This window comes from Shinella sp. S4-D37 (assembly GCF_040812195.1).
Lineage (GTDB): Bacteria > Pseudomonadota > Alphaproteobacteria > Rhizobiales > Rhizobiaceae > Shinella.
In genome coordinates, this window is the sequence record NZ_JBFNXL010000005.1 from 3,670,025 (window position 1) to 3,684,412 (window position 14,388).

Annotated in this window: 12 protein-coding genes; 4 read left to right on the forward strand and 8 right to left on the reverse strand. The window is 65.7% G+C overall.

Translation table 11 applies throughout. From position 1 onward, the window contains the following. Positions 1 to 47 precede the first annotated feature (47 nt). Both efp and AB3G45_RS25595 read left to right on the forward strand, forming a co-directional pair. Complete coding sequence (gene efp, locus AB3G45_RS25590) at positions 48 to 617, forward strand: elongation factor P (RefSeq protein WP_367833204.1); 570 nt, start codon at positions 48 to 50, stop codon at positions 615 to 617. Between the two features lie 175 nt (positions 618 to 792). Then, a complete protein-coding gene (locus tag AB3G45_RS25595; RefSeq protein ID WP_367833205.1) occupies positions 793 to 1,785 on the forward strand; it encodes an adenosine kinase in 993 nt (330 codons plus the stop codon). On the opposite strand, the gene AB3G45_RS25600 is transcribed toward AB3G45_RS25595, so the two are convergent. Continuing rightward, positions 1,778 to 2,317 (reverse strand): SH3 domain-containing protein, encoded by a 540-nt coding sequence (locus tag AB3G45_RS25600; RefSeq protein ID WP_023514639.1) that lies wholly within the window; start codon positions 2,315 to 2,317, stop codon positions 1,778 to 1,780. The two genes, AB3G45_RS25595 and AB3G45_RS25600, sit on opposite strands and share 8 nt — an antisense overlap. A gap of 180 nt (positions 2,318 to 2,497) precedes the next feature. Here AB3G45_RS25600 and AB3G45_RS25605 point away from each other — a divergent pair, with 180 nt between their 5' ends. Further along, complete coding sequence (locus AB3G45_RS25605) at positions 2,498 to 3,502, forward strand: 2-hydroxyacid dehydrogenase (RefSeq protein WP_367833206.1); 1,005 nt, start codon at positions 2,498 to 2,500, stop codon at positions 3,500 to 3,502. A gap of 28 nt (positions 3,503 to 3,530) precedes the next feature. Here AB3G45_RS25605 and moeB read toward each other — a convergent pair whose 3' ends face one another. Both moeB and recF read right to left on the reverse strand, forming a co-directional pair. Next, entirely contained in the window at positions 3,531 to 4,289 is a 759-nt protein-coding gene (gene moeB, locus AB3G45_RS25610) for a molybdopterin-synthase adenylyltransferase MoeB (protein ID WP_367833207.1), read from the reverse strand. Continuing rightward, positions 4,286 to 5,410, reverse strand: a complete 1,125-nt coding sequence (recF, locus tag AB3G45_RS25615; protein ID WP_367833208.1) for a DNA replication/repair protein RecF — start codon at positions 5,408 to 5,410, stop codon at positions 4,286 to 4,288. The genes moeB and recF overlap by 4 nt, the downstream gene beginning before the upstream one ends. A 141-nt stretch (positions 5,411 to 5,551) precedes the next feature. Here recF and AB3G45_RS25620 point away from each other — a divergent pair, with 141 nt between their 5' ends. Beyond that, positions 5,552 to 6,226 carry an HAD-IA family hydrolase gene (locus AB3G45_RS25620; protein ID WP_367833209.1) on the forward strand — a complete coding sequence of 225 codons (675 nt, stop codon included), beginning with the start codon at positions 5,552 to 5,554 and terminating at the stop codon, positions 6,224 to 6,226. A gap of 76 nt (positions 6,227 to 6,302) precedes the next feature. Here the strand turns inward: AB3G45_RS25620 and dnaJ are convergent, their stop codons facing one another. The 5 genes from dnaJ to AB3G45_RS25645 form a co-directional block, all read right to left on the reverse strand. Further along, the gene (gene dnaJ / locus AB3G45_RS25625) at positions 6,303 to 7,430 is read right to left on the reverse strand and encodes a molecular chaperone DnaJ (RefSeq protein WP_367833210.1); all 1,128 of its coding nucleotides are present in this window, start codon (positions 7,428 to 7,430) and stop codon (positions 6,303 to 6,305) included. A 242-nt stretch (positions 7,431 to 7,672) separates the two neighbouring features. After that, on the reverse strand, positions 7,673 to 9,583 hold the full coding sequence (gene dnaK / locus AB3G45_RS25630) for a molecular chaperone DnaK (protein ID WP_367833211.1): 1,911 nt from the start codon (positions 9,581 to 9,583) through the stop codon (positions 7,673 to 7,675). An 846-nt stretch (positions 9,584 to 10,429) separates the two neighbouring features. Next, on the reverse strand, positions 10,430 to 12,652 hold the full coding sequence (locus AB3G45_RS25635) for a transglycosylase domain-containing protein (RefSeq protein WP_367833212.1): 2,223 nt from the start codon (positions 12,650 to 12,652) through the stop codon (positions 10,430 to 10,432). A gap of 156 nt (positions 12,653 to 12,808) precedes the next feature. Further along, complete coding sequence (locus AB3G45_RS25640; protein WP_367833678.1) at positions 12,809 to 13,204, reverse strand: BA14K family protein; 396 nt, start codon at positions 13,202 to 13,204, stop codon at positions 12,809 to 12,811. A 135-nt stretch (positions 13,205 to 13,339) separates the two neighbouring features. After that, a complete protein-coding gene (locus AB3G45_RS25645) occupies positions 13,340 to 14,287 on the reverse strand; it encodes a lysylphosphatidylglycerol synthase domain-containing protein (RefSeq protein WP_367833213.1) in 948 nt (315 codons plus the stop codon). Between the last annotated feature and the right edge of the window lie 101 nt (positions 14,288 to 14,388).

Below are 14,388 nucleotides of genomic sequence, written 5' to 3' on the forward strand. Positions count from 1 at the left end.
CACGGCGGTCCTCTACGCCGCGATCCATCCAGTTACAAGGAAGACTTATGGTAAAGATCATCGCCTCTTCCGTCCGCAAGGGCAACGTCCTCGAGGTCGAAGGCAAGCTCTATGTCGTGCTGACGGCGCAGAACTTCCACCCGGGCAAGGGCACGCCGGTCACCCAGGTCGACATGCGCCGCATCTCCGACGGCGTGAAGGTTTCCGAGCGTTACCGCACGACCGAGCAGGTCGAACGCGCCTTCGTCGAAGACCGCGAGCACAACTTCCTCTACGAGGACGGCGACGGCTACCACTTCATGAACCCGGAAAGCTACGACCAGCTGACCATGTCCCACGAGGACATCGGCGACCTCAAGGCCTATCTCCAGGAAGGCATGATGGTCATCCTGTCGGTGCATGAAGGCGTTGCCATCGCCATCGACCTGCCGCGCCACGTCACGCTCGAGATCACCGAGACGGAACCGGTCGTCAAGGGCCAGACGGCCTCCTCCTCCTACAAGCCTGCCATGCTGTCGAACGGCGTGCGCACGCTGGTGCCGCCGCACATCACCGCCGGCACGCGCGTCGTCATCGCGACGGAAGACGGTTCCTACGTGGAACGCGCCAAGGATTGAGCTTTTTGACGAGCGCATAATTCCTTTCTTTCAATCGTGCCGATTGAAAGGGTTATGCGCCAGCAGATGCAGAAGCCGCCCGCCGGAAACGGCTGAGCGGCTTTTTTTCTTCCAACTTGCAGAAAATCCGTTAAGACCAACCCCCGGCTCTTACCCAACCGAGACGGGAACCCGCATGACCAAATTCGACGTGCTGACGGTCGGCAATGCCATCGTCGACATCATCGCGCGCTGTGACGAGACCTTCATCACGGATAACGGCATCATCAAGGGGGCGATGAACCTCATCGATGCGGAACGTGCGGAACTGCTCTATTCCCGCATGGGTCCCGCGCTCGAAGCTTCCGGCGGCAGCGCCGGCAACACCGCCTCGGGCGTCGCGAGCTTCGGCGGCAGGGCCGCCTATTTCGGCAAGGTGGCGAACGACCAGCTCGGCGAGATCTTCATCCACGACATCCGCGCCCAGGGCGTGCATTTCGAGACGAAGCCGCTGGCCGGCCCGCCGCCCACCGCCCGCTCGATGATCTTCGTCACGCCCGACGGCGAGCGTTCAATGAACACCTATCTCGGCGCCTGCGTGGAACTCGGCCCCGAGGACGTGGAGGAAAGCGTCGTCGCCGACGCCAAAGTCACCTATTTCGAAGGCTATCTCTGGGATCCGCCGCGCGCCAAGGACGCGATCCGCGACTGCGCCCGCATCGCCCATGCGAACGGGCGCGAAATGTCGATGACGCTGTCGGACAGTTTCTGCGTGCATCGCTACCGCGACGAGTTCCTCGACCTGATGCGCTCCGGCACGATCGACATCGTCTTCGCCAACAAGGCGGAGGCGCTCGCGCTCTACGAGACCGAGGATTTCGAGGAGGCGCTCACGCGCATTGCGCAGGATTGCCGGATGGCGGCGGTGACGATGAGCGAGGAAGGCTCGGTCATCCTGTCGAAGGGCGCGCGCACCAAGGTGGATGCGATCAGCATTCCCAGCGTCGTCGACACGACGGGTGCGGGCGACCTCTATGCCGCCGGCTTCCTCTACGGCTATACGGCCGGACGGCCGCTTTCCGATTGCGGCCGGCTCGGCAGCCTTGCCGCCGGCCTCGTCATCCAGCAGGTCGGGCCCCGCCCGCTGCTGTCGCTGGCCGACGAAGCCCGCAAGGCCCGCCTTATTTGAAGGCCTCGCCCGGATAGGCGCCCCAGATCTCGTTCTGCGAGACCCAGCCGGCCGTGCCGTCCGCCTCGGCGCGGCACCAGTCGCCGTTGCATTCGCCGACCTTGACGACGACGCCGGGCTGGATCTTCGCGATGACCGACGAGTTCGACATGGCGTCGCGGCGCATGTTGACGAAGATGCCCTCGCCCTTGCCGCGCATCCACGGCGCGGTCACCGCCGTGCGCTCGCCGGAGAGCAGCGCCTGGTTGACCCAGCCCTCCGTGCCGTCCGCATCGCGGATGCGGCGCCAGTTGTCGTATTCCTGGATGATCTCCACCGGAACGCCGGACTTGAGATAGCGCCAGGCGACGGCATAGTCGACGCTGGGGCCGACGCGCAGGTTGACGCTTTTCGCCTTGAGGCTGACGAAGCGGGGCAGCGGCAGGCCGCTCGGCCCCTTGGCCGCCTGGGCATGGGCGTACTGGACGCCTGCAACGGAGACGAGGATGCCCGCAAGGGCGGCAAGGCTGAGACGCAGGACGAGGTTACGCATGGACGATCCGCACAAACTGGAGAGGGCATCACCCTGCCGGACCGGCGCAAAGTGGCAAATCGCGCGAACGCCGAAGAGGGCGGATTGTCTTCGCGACCGGGTCTGGTAGAAAATGCCCCTGATGAAGCAATCCTTGCCCAACTTGGTTAAGGACCCGTCAACAGGACGCCGGAACAGCCCATGACCCAGAAGAAAAAACCGAAGGTCTACATCACCCGCCGCCTGCCGGAGGTCGTGGAGACCCGCATGCGCGAGCTGTTCGACGCCGAACTCAACATCGACGACACGCCGCGCAGCCAGCCCGAACTCGTCGCCGCCGTCAAATCGGCCGACGTCCTGGTGCCGACGCTGACGGACCGGATCGACGCCGCGCTCATCGAGCAGGCCGGCCCGCAACTGAAGCTGATCGCGTGCTTCTCCAACGGCGTCGACAATGTCGACGTGGAGGCGGCCGCCAAACGCGGCATCACCGTCACCAACACGCCGAACGTGCTGACCGAGGACACCGCCGACATGACGATGGCGCTCATCCTCGCCGCGCCGCGCCGCCTTGCCGAAGGGGCACGCATCCTGACGGACCGCAAGGGCGAATGGGCCGGCTGGTCCCCGACCTGGATGCTCGGCCGGCGCATCTGGGGCAAGCGCCTCGGCATCGTCGGCATGGGGCGCATCGGCACCGCCGTCGCCCGCCGCGCCAAGGCCTTCGGCCTCTCCATCCACTACCACAACCGTCACCGCGTGCGCCCGGACACGGAAGACGCGCTGGAAGCGACCTATTGGGACAGCCTCGACCAGATGCTGGCGCGCGTCGACATCGTCTCGGTCAACTGCCCCTCGACGCCGGCGACCTATCACCTTCTGTCGGCCCGAAGGCTCGAATTGATGCAGCCGACGAGCTACATCGTCAACACGGCGCGCGGCGGCATCATCGACGAGACGGCGCTGATCAAGTGCCTGCGCGAGGGCAGGATCGCCGGCGCCGGCCTCGACGTCTTCGAGAACGAGCCGTCGGTCAACCCGAAGCTGCTGAAGCTCGCCGCCGAGGGAAAGGTCGTGCTCCTGCCGCATATGAGCTCGGCGACGCTGGAAGGGCGCATCGACATGGGCGAGAAGGTCGTCATCAACATCCGCACCTTCTTCGACGGCCACCGTCCGCCGGACCGGGTGCTGCCGGGGCGGGGGTGAGCGGCCAGGCACGCCCGAGAAAATACAATCAGCCCCTACGCCGCCTGTATTTCAGCGTCTCGAACCGCGCCGCCAGCCCGTCGTAAAGCAGCAGCCGCCCCACCAGCGGTTCGCCGGCGCCCGTGACGAGCTTGATCACCTCCATCGCCATCAGCGTGCCGACGACGCCCGTCAGCGCACCGACGATGCCGGCTTCGGCGCAGGCCGGCACGACGCCGGGCGGCGGGGCCGAGGGAAAGAGATCGCGATAGCCGGGATGGAGCGTGCCGTCCGGCCCCGCCTCGTAGGGTTTCAGCACGGTCAGCGAGCCATCGAACCGGCCGACGGCGCCGGTGACGAGCGGGATGCGCGCGGCCTCCGCCGCATCGGCCGACGCATAGCGCGTGTCGAAATTGTCCGAGCCGTCGACGAGGAGATCGTAGCCGGCAAGGAGGCGTGCGGCATTGTCCGCCGTCAGCCGCTCGGCGATGCCGGTGAAGACGACATGCGGGTTGAGGCGGGCGACGGCGGCCTCGGCGCTTGCGATCTTCGGCGTGCCGAGGCCCGCGGTGTCGTGGATCACCTGGCGCTGGAGGTTGGAGAGGGAGATCGTGTCGTCGTCCAGCACGCCGATATGGCCGATACCGGCGGCGGCGAGATACTGGATGACCGGCGCGCCGAGGCCGCCGGCGCCGACGATCAGCACATTCGCCTGCTTCAGCTTCTGCTGGCCCGCGCCGCCGACCTCGGCGAGCACGATGTGCCGGCGGTAGCGCGCGATCTCTTCGGGGCTGAGCGGATCGGTCATGGCACGATGCCTCCATGCGAGACGGTGAGGAAATGCGCGCGATCGCCGAGCGCGTCGAACATCGACCGGTCGGTGCCGGTCATGAAGGCCTGGCCGCCGAGCGCATCGACCCGGTCGAACAGCGCGGCCCTGCGGCCCTCGTCGAGATGGGCGGCGATCTCGTCGAGCAGCAGCACCGGCGCATGGCCGGTCATGCCCCCCACGAGCCCGGCATGGGCGAGGACGAGGCCGATAAGCAACGCCTTCTGCTCGCCCGTCGAGCAGCGCTCGGCCTCCATGTCCTTCTCGCGGTGGCGGATCAAAAGATCGGCGCGGTGCGGGCCGTCCAGCGTGCGGCCGGCGGCGGCGTCCCGGTAGCGGCCGTCCTGCAGCATGGCGAGATAGATGTCCTCGATCTCGTAGGCCGGGCGCTGCCATTCCCCGTCGAGGAAGCCGGAAAGGCGCATGCTGGCCGAGGGGAACGGCCCGTCGTCGCGCGCCGCCTCCACGAGGCCGGAGAGGAGGCCGACGAGTTCGTGGCGGGCATGGGCCATGGCGATGCCGAGTTCGGCCATCTGCTTTTCCAGCGCCGTCAGCCAGGCGGGATCGGGCCGCGGCTCGGAGAGCAGCCGGTTGCGGCCGCGCATCGCCTTCTCGAAATCCGCCGCACGGCGGCCGTGCTCGGGATCGAGCGACAGCACCAGCCGGTCGAGGAAGCGGCGGCGATCGGCGGAGGGGCCGGTGAAGAGACCGTCCATGGAGGGCGTCAGCCAGACGACGCGCAGATGGTCGAGCAGTTCGTCGACGGTGCGGGCGGGCGTGCCGTTCAGCCGGAGTTTTCGCGCCTGGCTTTCGTCGCCGCCCTCCGTGCCGGTGCCGATATCGACCTCGCCCATCATGCCGTCGAGCGTGGCGAAGATGGAAAAGCCGCCGCTCGCGCCGGCGCGCACCACATCGCCATAGGGCGCGCGGCGCAGGCCCCGGCCCGGCGACAGCAGGGAGACGGCCTCCATGAGATTGGTCTTGCCGGCGCCGTTCTGCCCCGTCAGCACGACATGCCGCCCGTCGAGCGGCAGCGACAGGCCCGCATAGTTGCGGAAATCCGTGAGCTTGAGGCGGGAGAGGAAAACCTTGTGCGGCATGGGGGTGAGAGCTAGAGTATTCGCATGGATCGGGCAACAGCAGAAAGCCGGAGAGTGGTTGCCTGCGCGGACGGGAGACGATAAGCGGAAGGACCCGCCCGCCCTTGCGCCCTCCCCCTCCCAGCCAGCAGGTCCTCCGCCTTGTCCACTTCCCGTCCCGTCTTCGACCGTTCGTTCTCCGCCTTCCTCTTCGACATGGACGGCACGATCATCAATTCCATTCCGGCGACCGAGCGCGTGTGGACGCGCTGGGCGTTGAAGCACGGGCTGGATGTAGCGACCTTCCTGCCGACCATGCATGGCGTGCGCGGCATCGACACGATCACGCGGCTCGGCCTGCCGGGCGTCGATCCCCTCGCCGAGGCCAGGGAAGTAGAACGCGAGGAGATCGAGGATGTCGAGGGCGTGGTGCCGATCCCCGGCGCGATAGCCTTCCTTTCCGCCCTGCCGGCCGGTCGCTGGGGCATCGTCACCTCGGCGCCGGTGGCGCTCGCCCATCGCCGCCTCGCCGCCGCCGGCATTCCGCTGCCAACCGTCATCGTGACGGCGAACGACGTGACGCGCGGCAAGCCGGCACCGGACGGCTACAAGCTCGGCGCCGAACGCCTCGGCTTCGATCCGGCCGATTGCCTGGTCTTCGAGGACGTCCCGGCGGGCATTCTCGCCGGCGAGGGCGCGGGCGCCCATGTCGCGGTGATGACGGCGACGCACCACCACCCGATCGAGACCGGGCATCCGACGCTGGAAAGCTATGAGGGCGTGACGGTGGAGCGCGACGGCGACGGCCGCCTGACGCTGCTTCGCGCCGCAGGCTGAAGGATCGGCCGACCGGTCGCGCACGAAAAAGCCGGGATGTCTCCACCCCGGCTTTCCGGTGTCCGGCAAAAGGCGGTCAGCCTTCGAAGAATTCCTTCATCCGCGCGAAGAAGCCCGAGGATTCCGGATTGTTGTCCTTCGAGGAGATCTCCTCGAATTCCTTGAGAAGCTCGCGCTGGCGCTTGGTCAGCTTCTGCGGCGTCTCGATCTGGATCTGGATGTAGAGATCGCCGACCTGCGTGGAGCGCAGCACCGGCATGCCCTTGCCCTTCAGGCGGAACTGCCGGCCGGCCTGGGTGCCTTCCGGCACCGAGACGCGCGACTTCGTGGCATCCAGCGTCGCCACGTCGAACGTGCCGCCCAGCGCCGCCGTCGTCATCGAGATCGGCACGGCGCAGTAGAGGTCCGCCCCGTCGCGCTGGTAGAATTCATGTGGCTTGACCGACAGGAAGATATAGAGGTCGCCCGCCGGTCCCCCGCGCACGCCCGCCTCGCCTTCGCCGGAAAGCCGGATGCGCGTGCCGTCCTCGATGCCGGCTGGAATGTTGACCGACAGCGAGCGCTCTTCCGTGACGCGGCCATGGCCGTGGCACTTGGTGCAGGGATCGCTGATCGTCTGGCCGCGGCCGTGGCAGGTCGGGCAGGTACGCTCGACCGAGAAGAATCCTTGAGCGGCGCGCACGCGGCCGGAGCCCTGGCAGGTGGCGCAGGTCTTCGGGCTGGTGCCGGGCTTGGCACCGGTGCCGGTACAGACGTCGCAGGTGATCGACGTCGGCACGCGGATCTGCGCGGTCTTGCCGCTATAGGCCTCTTCCAGCGAGATTTCCATGTTGTAGCGCAGGTCCCCGCCGCGCTCGCGCCCACCGGAGGAGCGCCGCTGGCGCCCGCCGCCCATCATCTCGCCAAAAATGTCTTCGAAGATGTCGGAGAAGCCGCCGCCCTGGAAGCCGGCACCGCCGCCACCGCCCATGCCGCCCTGCTCGAAGGCAGCGTGGCCGTAACGGTCGTAGGCCGCGCGCTTCTGCGGGTCCTTGAGCGTCTCATAGGCCTCGTTGACGTTCTTGAACGTCTGCTCGGCCGTGGCATCGCCCGGATTCTTGTCCGGGTGATACTTCATCGCCATCTTGCGGAAGGCGCTCTTCAGCTCCTTCTCGTCGGCGGTCTTGGAGACACCCAGCGTCTCGTAAAAATCAGCTTTTGCCATTCGGGTTCACGTCCGTTTCGTTGGAACGGTCTTCTTGTTATGGACCTGGAAGCTTGCCTTGGCCTGCGCCTGGAAAGCACGCATGCGAAAAGGCGGAAGCTGGAGCGAAGGAGAAGCCAAGACATCGTCGCCGCGGTGAACGGGAGTGATCATCTTGTCTTTTTCCCTTCGCGCTGACTTCCGCCTTTTCGCTATCCACTGCGCCGGCCGCGCGCCTTCGCGCAGCCGGCAATTCAGGTGCCTCAGGCCGACTTCTTGCGGTCGTCGTCGTCCTTGACTTCCTCGTAGTCGGCATCGACGACATTGTCGCCGGCCTCGCCGGAGGAGGCGTTCTCTTCGGCCTGCTGGGCCTCGTAGATCGCCTGACCGAGCTTCATGGAGACTTCCATGAGCGTGTTGGTCTTGGCCTTGATGTCGTCTGCGTCGGGCTCGGAGGCTTCGACGGCGGTCTTGAGGTCGGCAATCGCGTCCTCGATGGCCTTGCGGTCCGCTTCCGTGACCTTGTCGCCGTATTCCTTCAGCGACTTCTCCGAGGAGTGGATCAGGCTTTCGGCCTGGTTCTTCGCCTCGACACCCTCACGGCGCTTCTTGTCGGCCTCGGCATTGGCCTCGGCATCCTTGACCATCTTCTCGATGTCCGCGTCGGAGAGACCGCCGGAGGCCTGGATGCGGATCTGGTGCTCCTTGCCGGTGCCCTTGTCCTTGGCCGAGACCTGCACGATGCCGTTGGCGTCGATGTCGAAGGTGACCTCGATCTGCGGCATGCCGCGCGGGGCCGGCGGAATGCCGACGAGGTCGAACTGGCCGAGCAGCTTGTTGTCGGCGGCCATTTCGCGCTCGCCCTGGCTGACGCGGATGGTCACGGCCGACTGGTTGTCCTCGGCGGTCGAGAAGGTCTGGCTCTTCTTCGTCGGGATCGTCGTGTTGCGATCGATCAGACGGGTGAAGACGCCGCCCAGCGTTTCGATGCCCAGCGACAGCGGGGTCACGTCGAGGAGCAGGACGTCCTTGACGTCGCCCTGGAGAACGCCGGCCTGGATGGCGGCGCCCATGGCGACCACTTCGTCCGGGTTGACGCCCTTGTGCGGCTCCTTGCCGAACAGCTGCTTGACGACTTCCTGCACCTTCGGCATGCGGCTCATGCCGCCGACGAGAACGACTTCGTCGATCTCGGCCGCCGTGACGCCGGCATCCTTGAGGGCCGCCTTGCAGGGCGCGACGGTGCGCTGGACGAGATCGTCGACCAGGCTCTCGAACTTGGCGCGCGACAGCTTCATCGTCAGGTGCTTCGGACCGGTCGCATCCGCCGTGATGAACGGCAGGTTGATCTCGGTCTGCTGCGAGGAGGACAGCTCGATCTTGGCCTTTTCGGCAGCTTCCTTGAGGCGCTGCAGGGCGAGCTTGTCGTTCTTCAGGTCGATGCCCTGGTCCTTCTTGAACTCGGCCGCGAGATATTCGACGAGGCGCATGTCGAAGTCTTCACCGCCGAGGAAGGTGTCGCCGTTGGTCGACTTCACTTCGAAGACGCCGTCGCCGATTTCGAGCACCGAGATGTCGAACGTACCGCCGCCAAGGTCGTAGACGGCGATGGTCTTGCCGTCCTTCTTGTCGAGGCCGTAGGCGAGCGCGGCAGCCGTCGGCTCGTTGATGATGCGCAGCACTTCGAGGCCCGCGATCTTGCCGGCGTCCTTGGTCGCCTGGCGCTGCGCGTCGTTGAAGTAGGCCGGAACCGTGATGACGGCCTGGGTGATGGTTTCACCGAGATAGGATTCGGCGGTTTCCTTCATCTTCTGAAGGATCATCGCGGAGATCTGCGAGGGGGAATAGCCCTTGCCGCGGGCGTCGACCCAGGCATCGCCGTTGTCGCCCTTGACGATCTTGTAGGGAACGAGACCCTTGTCCTTCTCGACGAGCTTGTCGTCGTAGCGGCGGCCGATGAGGCGCTTGACGGCGAACAGGGTGTTTTCCGGGTTGGTGACCGCCTGGCGCTTGGCCGGCTGGCCGGTCAGCCGCTCACCGTCTTCGGTGAAGGCGACCATGGAAGGCGTCGTGCGCGCGCCTTCGGCATTTTCGATAACTTTTGCGTCCTTGCCATCCATGACGGCGACGCAGGAATTGGTCGTCCCGAGGTCGATACCGATTACTTTAGCCATGTCATTCTCTCCTTCAAGCGAGCTGCCGGAACCCATTCAGGCATTCGATTGGCAGCCCCTAATGGTATGGTCTTCACAAAAGCACGGGCCGCAGCCCTGCCTTGCGGCGTATATAAGGAGCCCTCCGGACGACTGCAAGACATTGCCGGGCCGCAAAGCGCGCAAAATCAGCGCGTCCGATGGGCTTGGTGTACTGCCGCCGCAACCCGCAATCAACCATAATCCTCCCGGGGGATTCAAGCGGCCGATATAGGCGCCGGCGGTTCTGTGGGAGATAGGGATTTCAAGTACGGAAATGTAGAACTTCCGGCATGAACGGAGGCGCAGAAAAGAAAATTGCTGAAGAAAATACGCAATACATTCCTTCGCTTGAACTCGTTATAGGGTTTTTCCCGAATTCAATTCATACCCGTCGCTGCTACCGCGCGCACTTGTCCGACTGAATTGAGGGCGGACTGTGTGGCAAATGATCTCGCCGGACCCGACTGAACCAAGCTTTTTACAATCAAGCTACCGATATGCGGCGATAACCGTCGAAATCCGCGCCTTGGCGCTATCCCTGCGACTGAAGGCCGGCTTCCGTCCTGAACAGCCGCGTGTCCCCGCAGGCAATCGCGATGGCGGACAATGGGTCGACGAGGGTTCCGGCAACCGCCCGATCCTCATCAGCCGTCGGGGCGATACTTCGCACTCTCCAATCTAGGCTGCCGCGAACCGCGCCAGCAACGAACAGGCGGCTTAACAGGGCAGAGCAAGCGGAGATTGATCGCATCGGCAGCATCTATGGGGGTCACTGGTGTGGTACAAAGACATCAGGAACATAGCAACAGGCGCCGTTCAAAAGCGTCAGCCACCCAGCAGCACGTCGAGAAGCGTCGTGCGGCGGGTGCCGGGTTGCCGCTCGCCGCCGACGTCGGCGGGCGGAATGAGGCCGTCGTCGAGAGGAACCGCTCCCCTCTGCTCGCTGGCCACGGCCGCGCCGTTATCGGCCGCCCGCTCATCCGTGCCCAGCGTGCGGGAGATGATGTCGAAGAGCTGGTCGCCTTCGGGGGCCGGCTCCGTTGCGTCCACCGCGGGCTCACCGCCGCCGGCCGTGCCGAAGAGCGGCGAAGGCGCAAGGCCCTCGTGGGCGGCGGTCATGAACTGGCTCCAGGCCTTTGCCGGAAGCCCGCCGCCCGTCACCTTCTTCATCGATTTGCCGTCGTCGTTGCCGAACCAGACGCCGGTCGTCAGGTTGCTGGTGTAGCCGACGAAGAGCGCGTCGCGGAAGGACTGCGTCGTGCCCGACTTGCCGGCCGCCGGCCAGCCGGGGATGCGGGCGTTCTTGCCGGTGCCCTCGGTGATGACGCGCATCATCATGCCGTTCATCATCGAGACGATGTTCGGCTCCAGAACGCGCGGCGGGTTGTCGTAGGTGTTCTCGTAGAGCACCTTGCCGTCGGCCGTCGAGATGCGGCGGATGATGTGCGGCGTCGCCTTGTAGCCGCCGTTCATGAAGGGGGCATAAGCGGCGGTCAGCTCCACCAGCGTGACCTCGGATGTGCCGAGCGCGATGGAGGCGTTCGACTGCAACTCCGATTCGATGCCGAGCCGGCGGGCGAGCTTTATGACGTCGTCCGGCCCGACTTCCATGACGAGCTGGGCGGCGATCGTGTTCAGCGAATGGGCAAGCGCGGAGGAGAGCGTCACCTCGCCGCGATATTTCTGGTCGTAGTTCTCTGGCGTCCATTTGCCGATCTTCACCGGCGCGTCGTTGCGCACCGAGAGCGGCGAGCGGCCGGCTTCCAGCGCCGCCGCATAGACGAAGGGCTTGAAGGCCGAGCCCGGCTGACGCTTGGCCTTGGAGGCGCGGTCGAACTGGCTTTCCGCATAGTCCCGCCCGCCGACGAGGGCCCGGATGGCCCCGGTGCCGTCGATCGAGACGAGGGCGGCCTGCGAGGCGCTCGATTTCTCTCCCTCCTTGTCGAGGAGCGCGGTGATGGCCTCGTCGGCCTTCTTCTCCAGGTCGAGGTCGATCGTCGTGTCGATGACGAGGTCTTCGGTGACGTCGCCGATCATGCCCGGCAACTGCGCCATGACCATGTCGGCGGCATAGTGCTGGGCGCCGGACCAGTAGCTCTTCGCCCGCGCCGGCGTCTGCGACATGGCGGTCTTGATCTCGGTGTCGGTGACGAAGCCCTCTTCGCGCATCGCGCCGAGCACGACCTGCGCGCGGGCTTCAGCCGCTTCCGGGTCGCGCGCCGGCGAAAGGCGCGAGGGCGCTTTCAGGAGACCGGCGAGAAGCGCGGCCTCGCCAAGGTTCACGTCGCGCGCCGACTTGTTGAAGTAGCGCCGCGAGGCGGCCTCGACGCCGTAGGAATTGGAGCCGAAGAAGACGCGGTTGAGGTACATCGCAAGGATCTGATCCTTGGAATATTTGTGCTCCAGCCAGAAGGCGAGCAGCACCTCCTGCACCTTGCGCTCCAGCGTGCGCTCGGGCGAGAGGAACATGTTCTTGGCGAGCTGCTGGGTCAGCGTGGACCCGCCCTGCACCATGCGGCCGGTCATGACGTTGGTGAGCATGGCGCGGGCAAGGCCGAGCGGATCGACGCCGAAATGCGAATAGAAGCGCCGGTCCTCGATGGCGATGACGGCCTGCGGTATATAGGGCGACATGTTCTCCAGCGACAGCGCCTCGCCGCCGGTGACGCCGCGATTGGCGATGGCATCGCCGCTGACCGCGAAGATCTTGATGTTCGGCGGCCGGTCGGGGATCGACCAGCTCGTGGCGCTCGGCATGCGCGCGCCGTAATAGAGCACAAGGCCGCCGACGCCGATCGCGCCCCAGATGCCGAGCACGACGCACCAGTAGAAGAGCCTGCGAAAAAGACCGAAGATTCCGCCGCCGGTAGCCTGTCGGCGCCGCCCGGAGCTGCGGCGCGGCCGCGCGGCCTTCGCCGGCTTGCCGCCTGCCTTGCGGCCACCGCCCGCCACGCGATCCCCCGCGCCGACGTGGAAATCGTCGTCGTCGCGGCCTCCCGATCCCTGGAAGGACGGTTCGATGCGCTGGGATTTGCGATTGGCTGCCATAAGCGGTCGGATATGCCCTCGAAAATGTCGGCGTCCGTTGGACCTTAAATGCGGCGATTTAAGGGGTCGTTAAGAAGCGGTGAACGCCGGGCCGACAGTTTGAGGGAGATTTGAACGAAGGACCGGGCGACCTTTCGGGCCGCCCGGGAAAAAGCCTCAATAGTAGGGCGAAAGGCACTCGCGGCGACCGCCGTAATTGGGCTGGAACGTGTTGTCATAGGCCCGGTAGGAACGGTAGCGCGCATAGCACCATTCGGTGTGGCGCGGGTTGATGCCCTCGTAGCGCGGCTGGGCGTAGCCGTCATTGGCGATCGCGCCGCCGATGATGGCGCCGGCACCGAACGCTGCCAGCGGATACCACCAGCCGTCCGCATGGCGGCGATAGCCGCGGCGTTCATGACGATAGCCGCGATGGCCATTGTGCCAGCCGCGACGTTCGCGTCGATACTGCACCTCCTGCACATCGCTCGCCTGAGAAGCGCCGACCTTCGGCATCGGCATGGCGAAGGCCGGTGCGGATACGAATGTCGTGGCGAACATGGCGACGGCCATGGCAGCGGCTATACCGCCCTTGATCGTTGTCTTCATGTCGGTCTCCCTTGGATAGTCACTGGTTTACAGTGATCAAGACGGATGACAGCATGAAACAATTCGACTGAATGCAGGATGAACCGAACGTCCCGTCCTTCAGTCCTCGCCGTTGCGCGGCCGGCTGAGAAAGCGCCGGCGTTCGAAGATGAGGATGACCACCAGCGCCATGATGAAGGGGATGATCAGGTAGAACAGCCGGAAAACGGCGAGCGCGGCCAGCACCACGGCCGGATCCATGTCCGGCAGGCCGGCGATGAAGACCAGCTCCAGGACGCCGATGCCGCCCGGCGCGTGCGAGAGCAGCGCCACCGAGAAGGAGGCGAGGAAGATGCCGAGCACGACGAAGAACCCCGGATTGCCCTCTGCCGGCAGCACGAAATAGATGATCGCCGCCGCCCCGATCAGCTCGATCGGCGCGATGACGAGCTGGCGGGCGACCAGCGAGGGCTTGGGATATTCCAGCTTCAGCCAGCGCGTATCGATCGGCCTGAAGCCGACGAGGCTGCCGATCACATAGAGCGCCACCAGGGCGAGGATGAAGACGCCCGTCGAAAAGGCTGCCTCGATCGGCAGGAATTCGGCGAACCGCCCGACGATCTCCGGCTCCAGCACCAGGACGAGGCCGAACAGCATGACCGTGCCGAGCGCGAAGGTGAAGGAGCAGAAGGCGACGAGGACGCCGACCTCCGATCCGGTGAGCCCCTTCGACGTATAGGCGCGGTAGCGCACCAGCGCGCCGGAAAACACCGAGGCGCCGATATTGTGCGACAGCGCATAGGTGGTGAAGGAGGTGATGGTGATGAACCACAGCGAGATGCGGTGGCCGAGATGTTCGAGCGCCAGGTGGTCGTAGGCGGCGAGCGCGGCATAGGCGACCAGCGTCGCGCCGCAGGCCATGAGCCAGCCGGAGACCGGGATGGCATGGAGGCTCGCCACGAACTCGTCGAGCGACAGGCCGCGAAGGTCCCTGTAGAGGATGTAGACCGACAGGATGATCGCGGCGGTGCTGACGAGCGGCCAGAAGAATTTTCTCAGCCGCTTCATCCTGCCCTGCCCCCTGCTCCCGGCGCCCCATAGCCCGGGCAGCGAGGGTTTCTCGCGATCCTTCCTGATGCCATCCTCACCCTTTCCCATGCCCGGGCCGT

Excerpts from the sequence above, each read along its gene's own strand:
- efp (WP_367833204.1), top strand. The coding sequence starts at position 48 with ATGGTAAAGATCATCGCCTCTTCCGTCCGCAAGGGCAACGTCCTCGAG.
- AB3G45_RS25595 (WP_367833205.1), top strand. The coding sequence starts at position 793 with ATGACCAAATTCGACGTGCTGACGGTCGGCAATGCCATCGTCGACATC.
- AB3G45_RS25605 (WP_367833206.1), top strand. The coding sequence starts at position 2,498 with ATGACCCAGAAGAAAAAACCGAAGGTCTACATCACCCGCCGCCTGCCG.
- dnaK (WP_367833211.1), bottom strand. The coding sequence starts at position 9,583 with ATGGCTAAAGTAATCGGTATCGACCTCGGGACGACCAATTCCTGCGTC.
- recF (WP_367833208.1), bottom strand. The coding sequence starts at position 5,410 with ATGCCGCACAAGGTTTTCCTCTCCCGCCTCAAGCTCACGGATTTCCGC.
- dnaJ (WP_367833210.1), bottom strand. The coding sequence starts at position 7,430 with ATGGCAAAAGCTGATTTTTACGAGACGCTGGGTGTCTCCAAGACCGCC.
- AB3G45_RS25600 (WP_023514639.1), bottom strand. The coding sequence starts at position 2,317 with ATGCGTAACCTCGTCCTGCGTCTCAGCCTTGCCGCCCTTGCGGGCATC.
- AB3G45_RS25645 (WP_367833213.1), bottom strand. The coding sequence starts at position 14,287 with ATGAAGCGGCTGAGAAAATTCTTCTGGCCGCTCGTCAGCACCGCCGCG.
- AB3G45_RS25640 (WP_367833678.1), bottom strand. The coding sequence starts at position 13,204 with ATGGCCGTCGCCATGTTCGCCACGACATTCGTATCCGCACCGGCCTTC.
- AB3G45_RS25635 (WP_367833212.1), bottom strand. The coding sequence starts at position 12,652 with ATGGCAGCCAATCGCAAATCCCAGCGCATCGAACCGTCCTTCCAGGGA.
- moeB (WP_367833207.1), bottom strand. The coding sequence starts at position 4,289 with ATGACCGATCCGCTCAGCCCCGAAGAGATCGCGCGCTACCGCCGGCAC.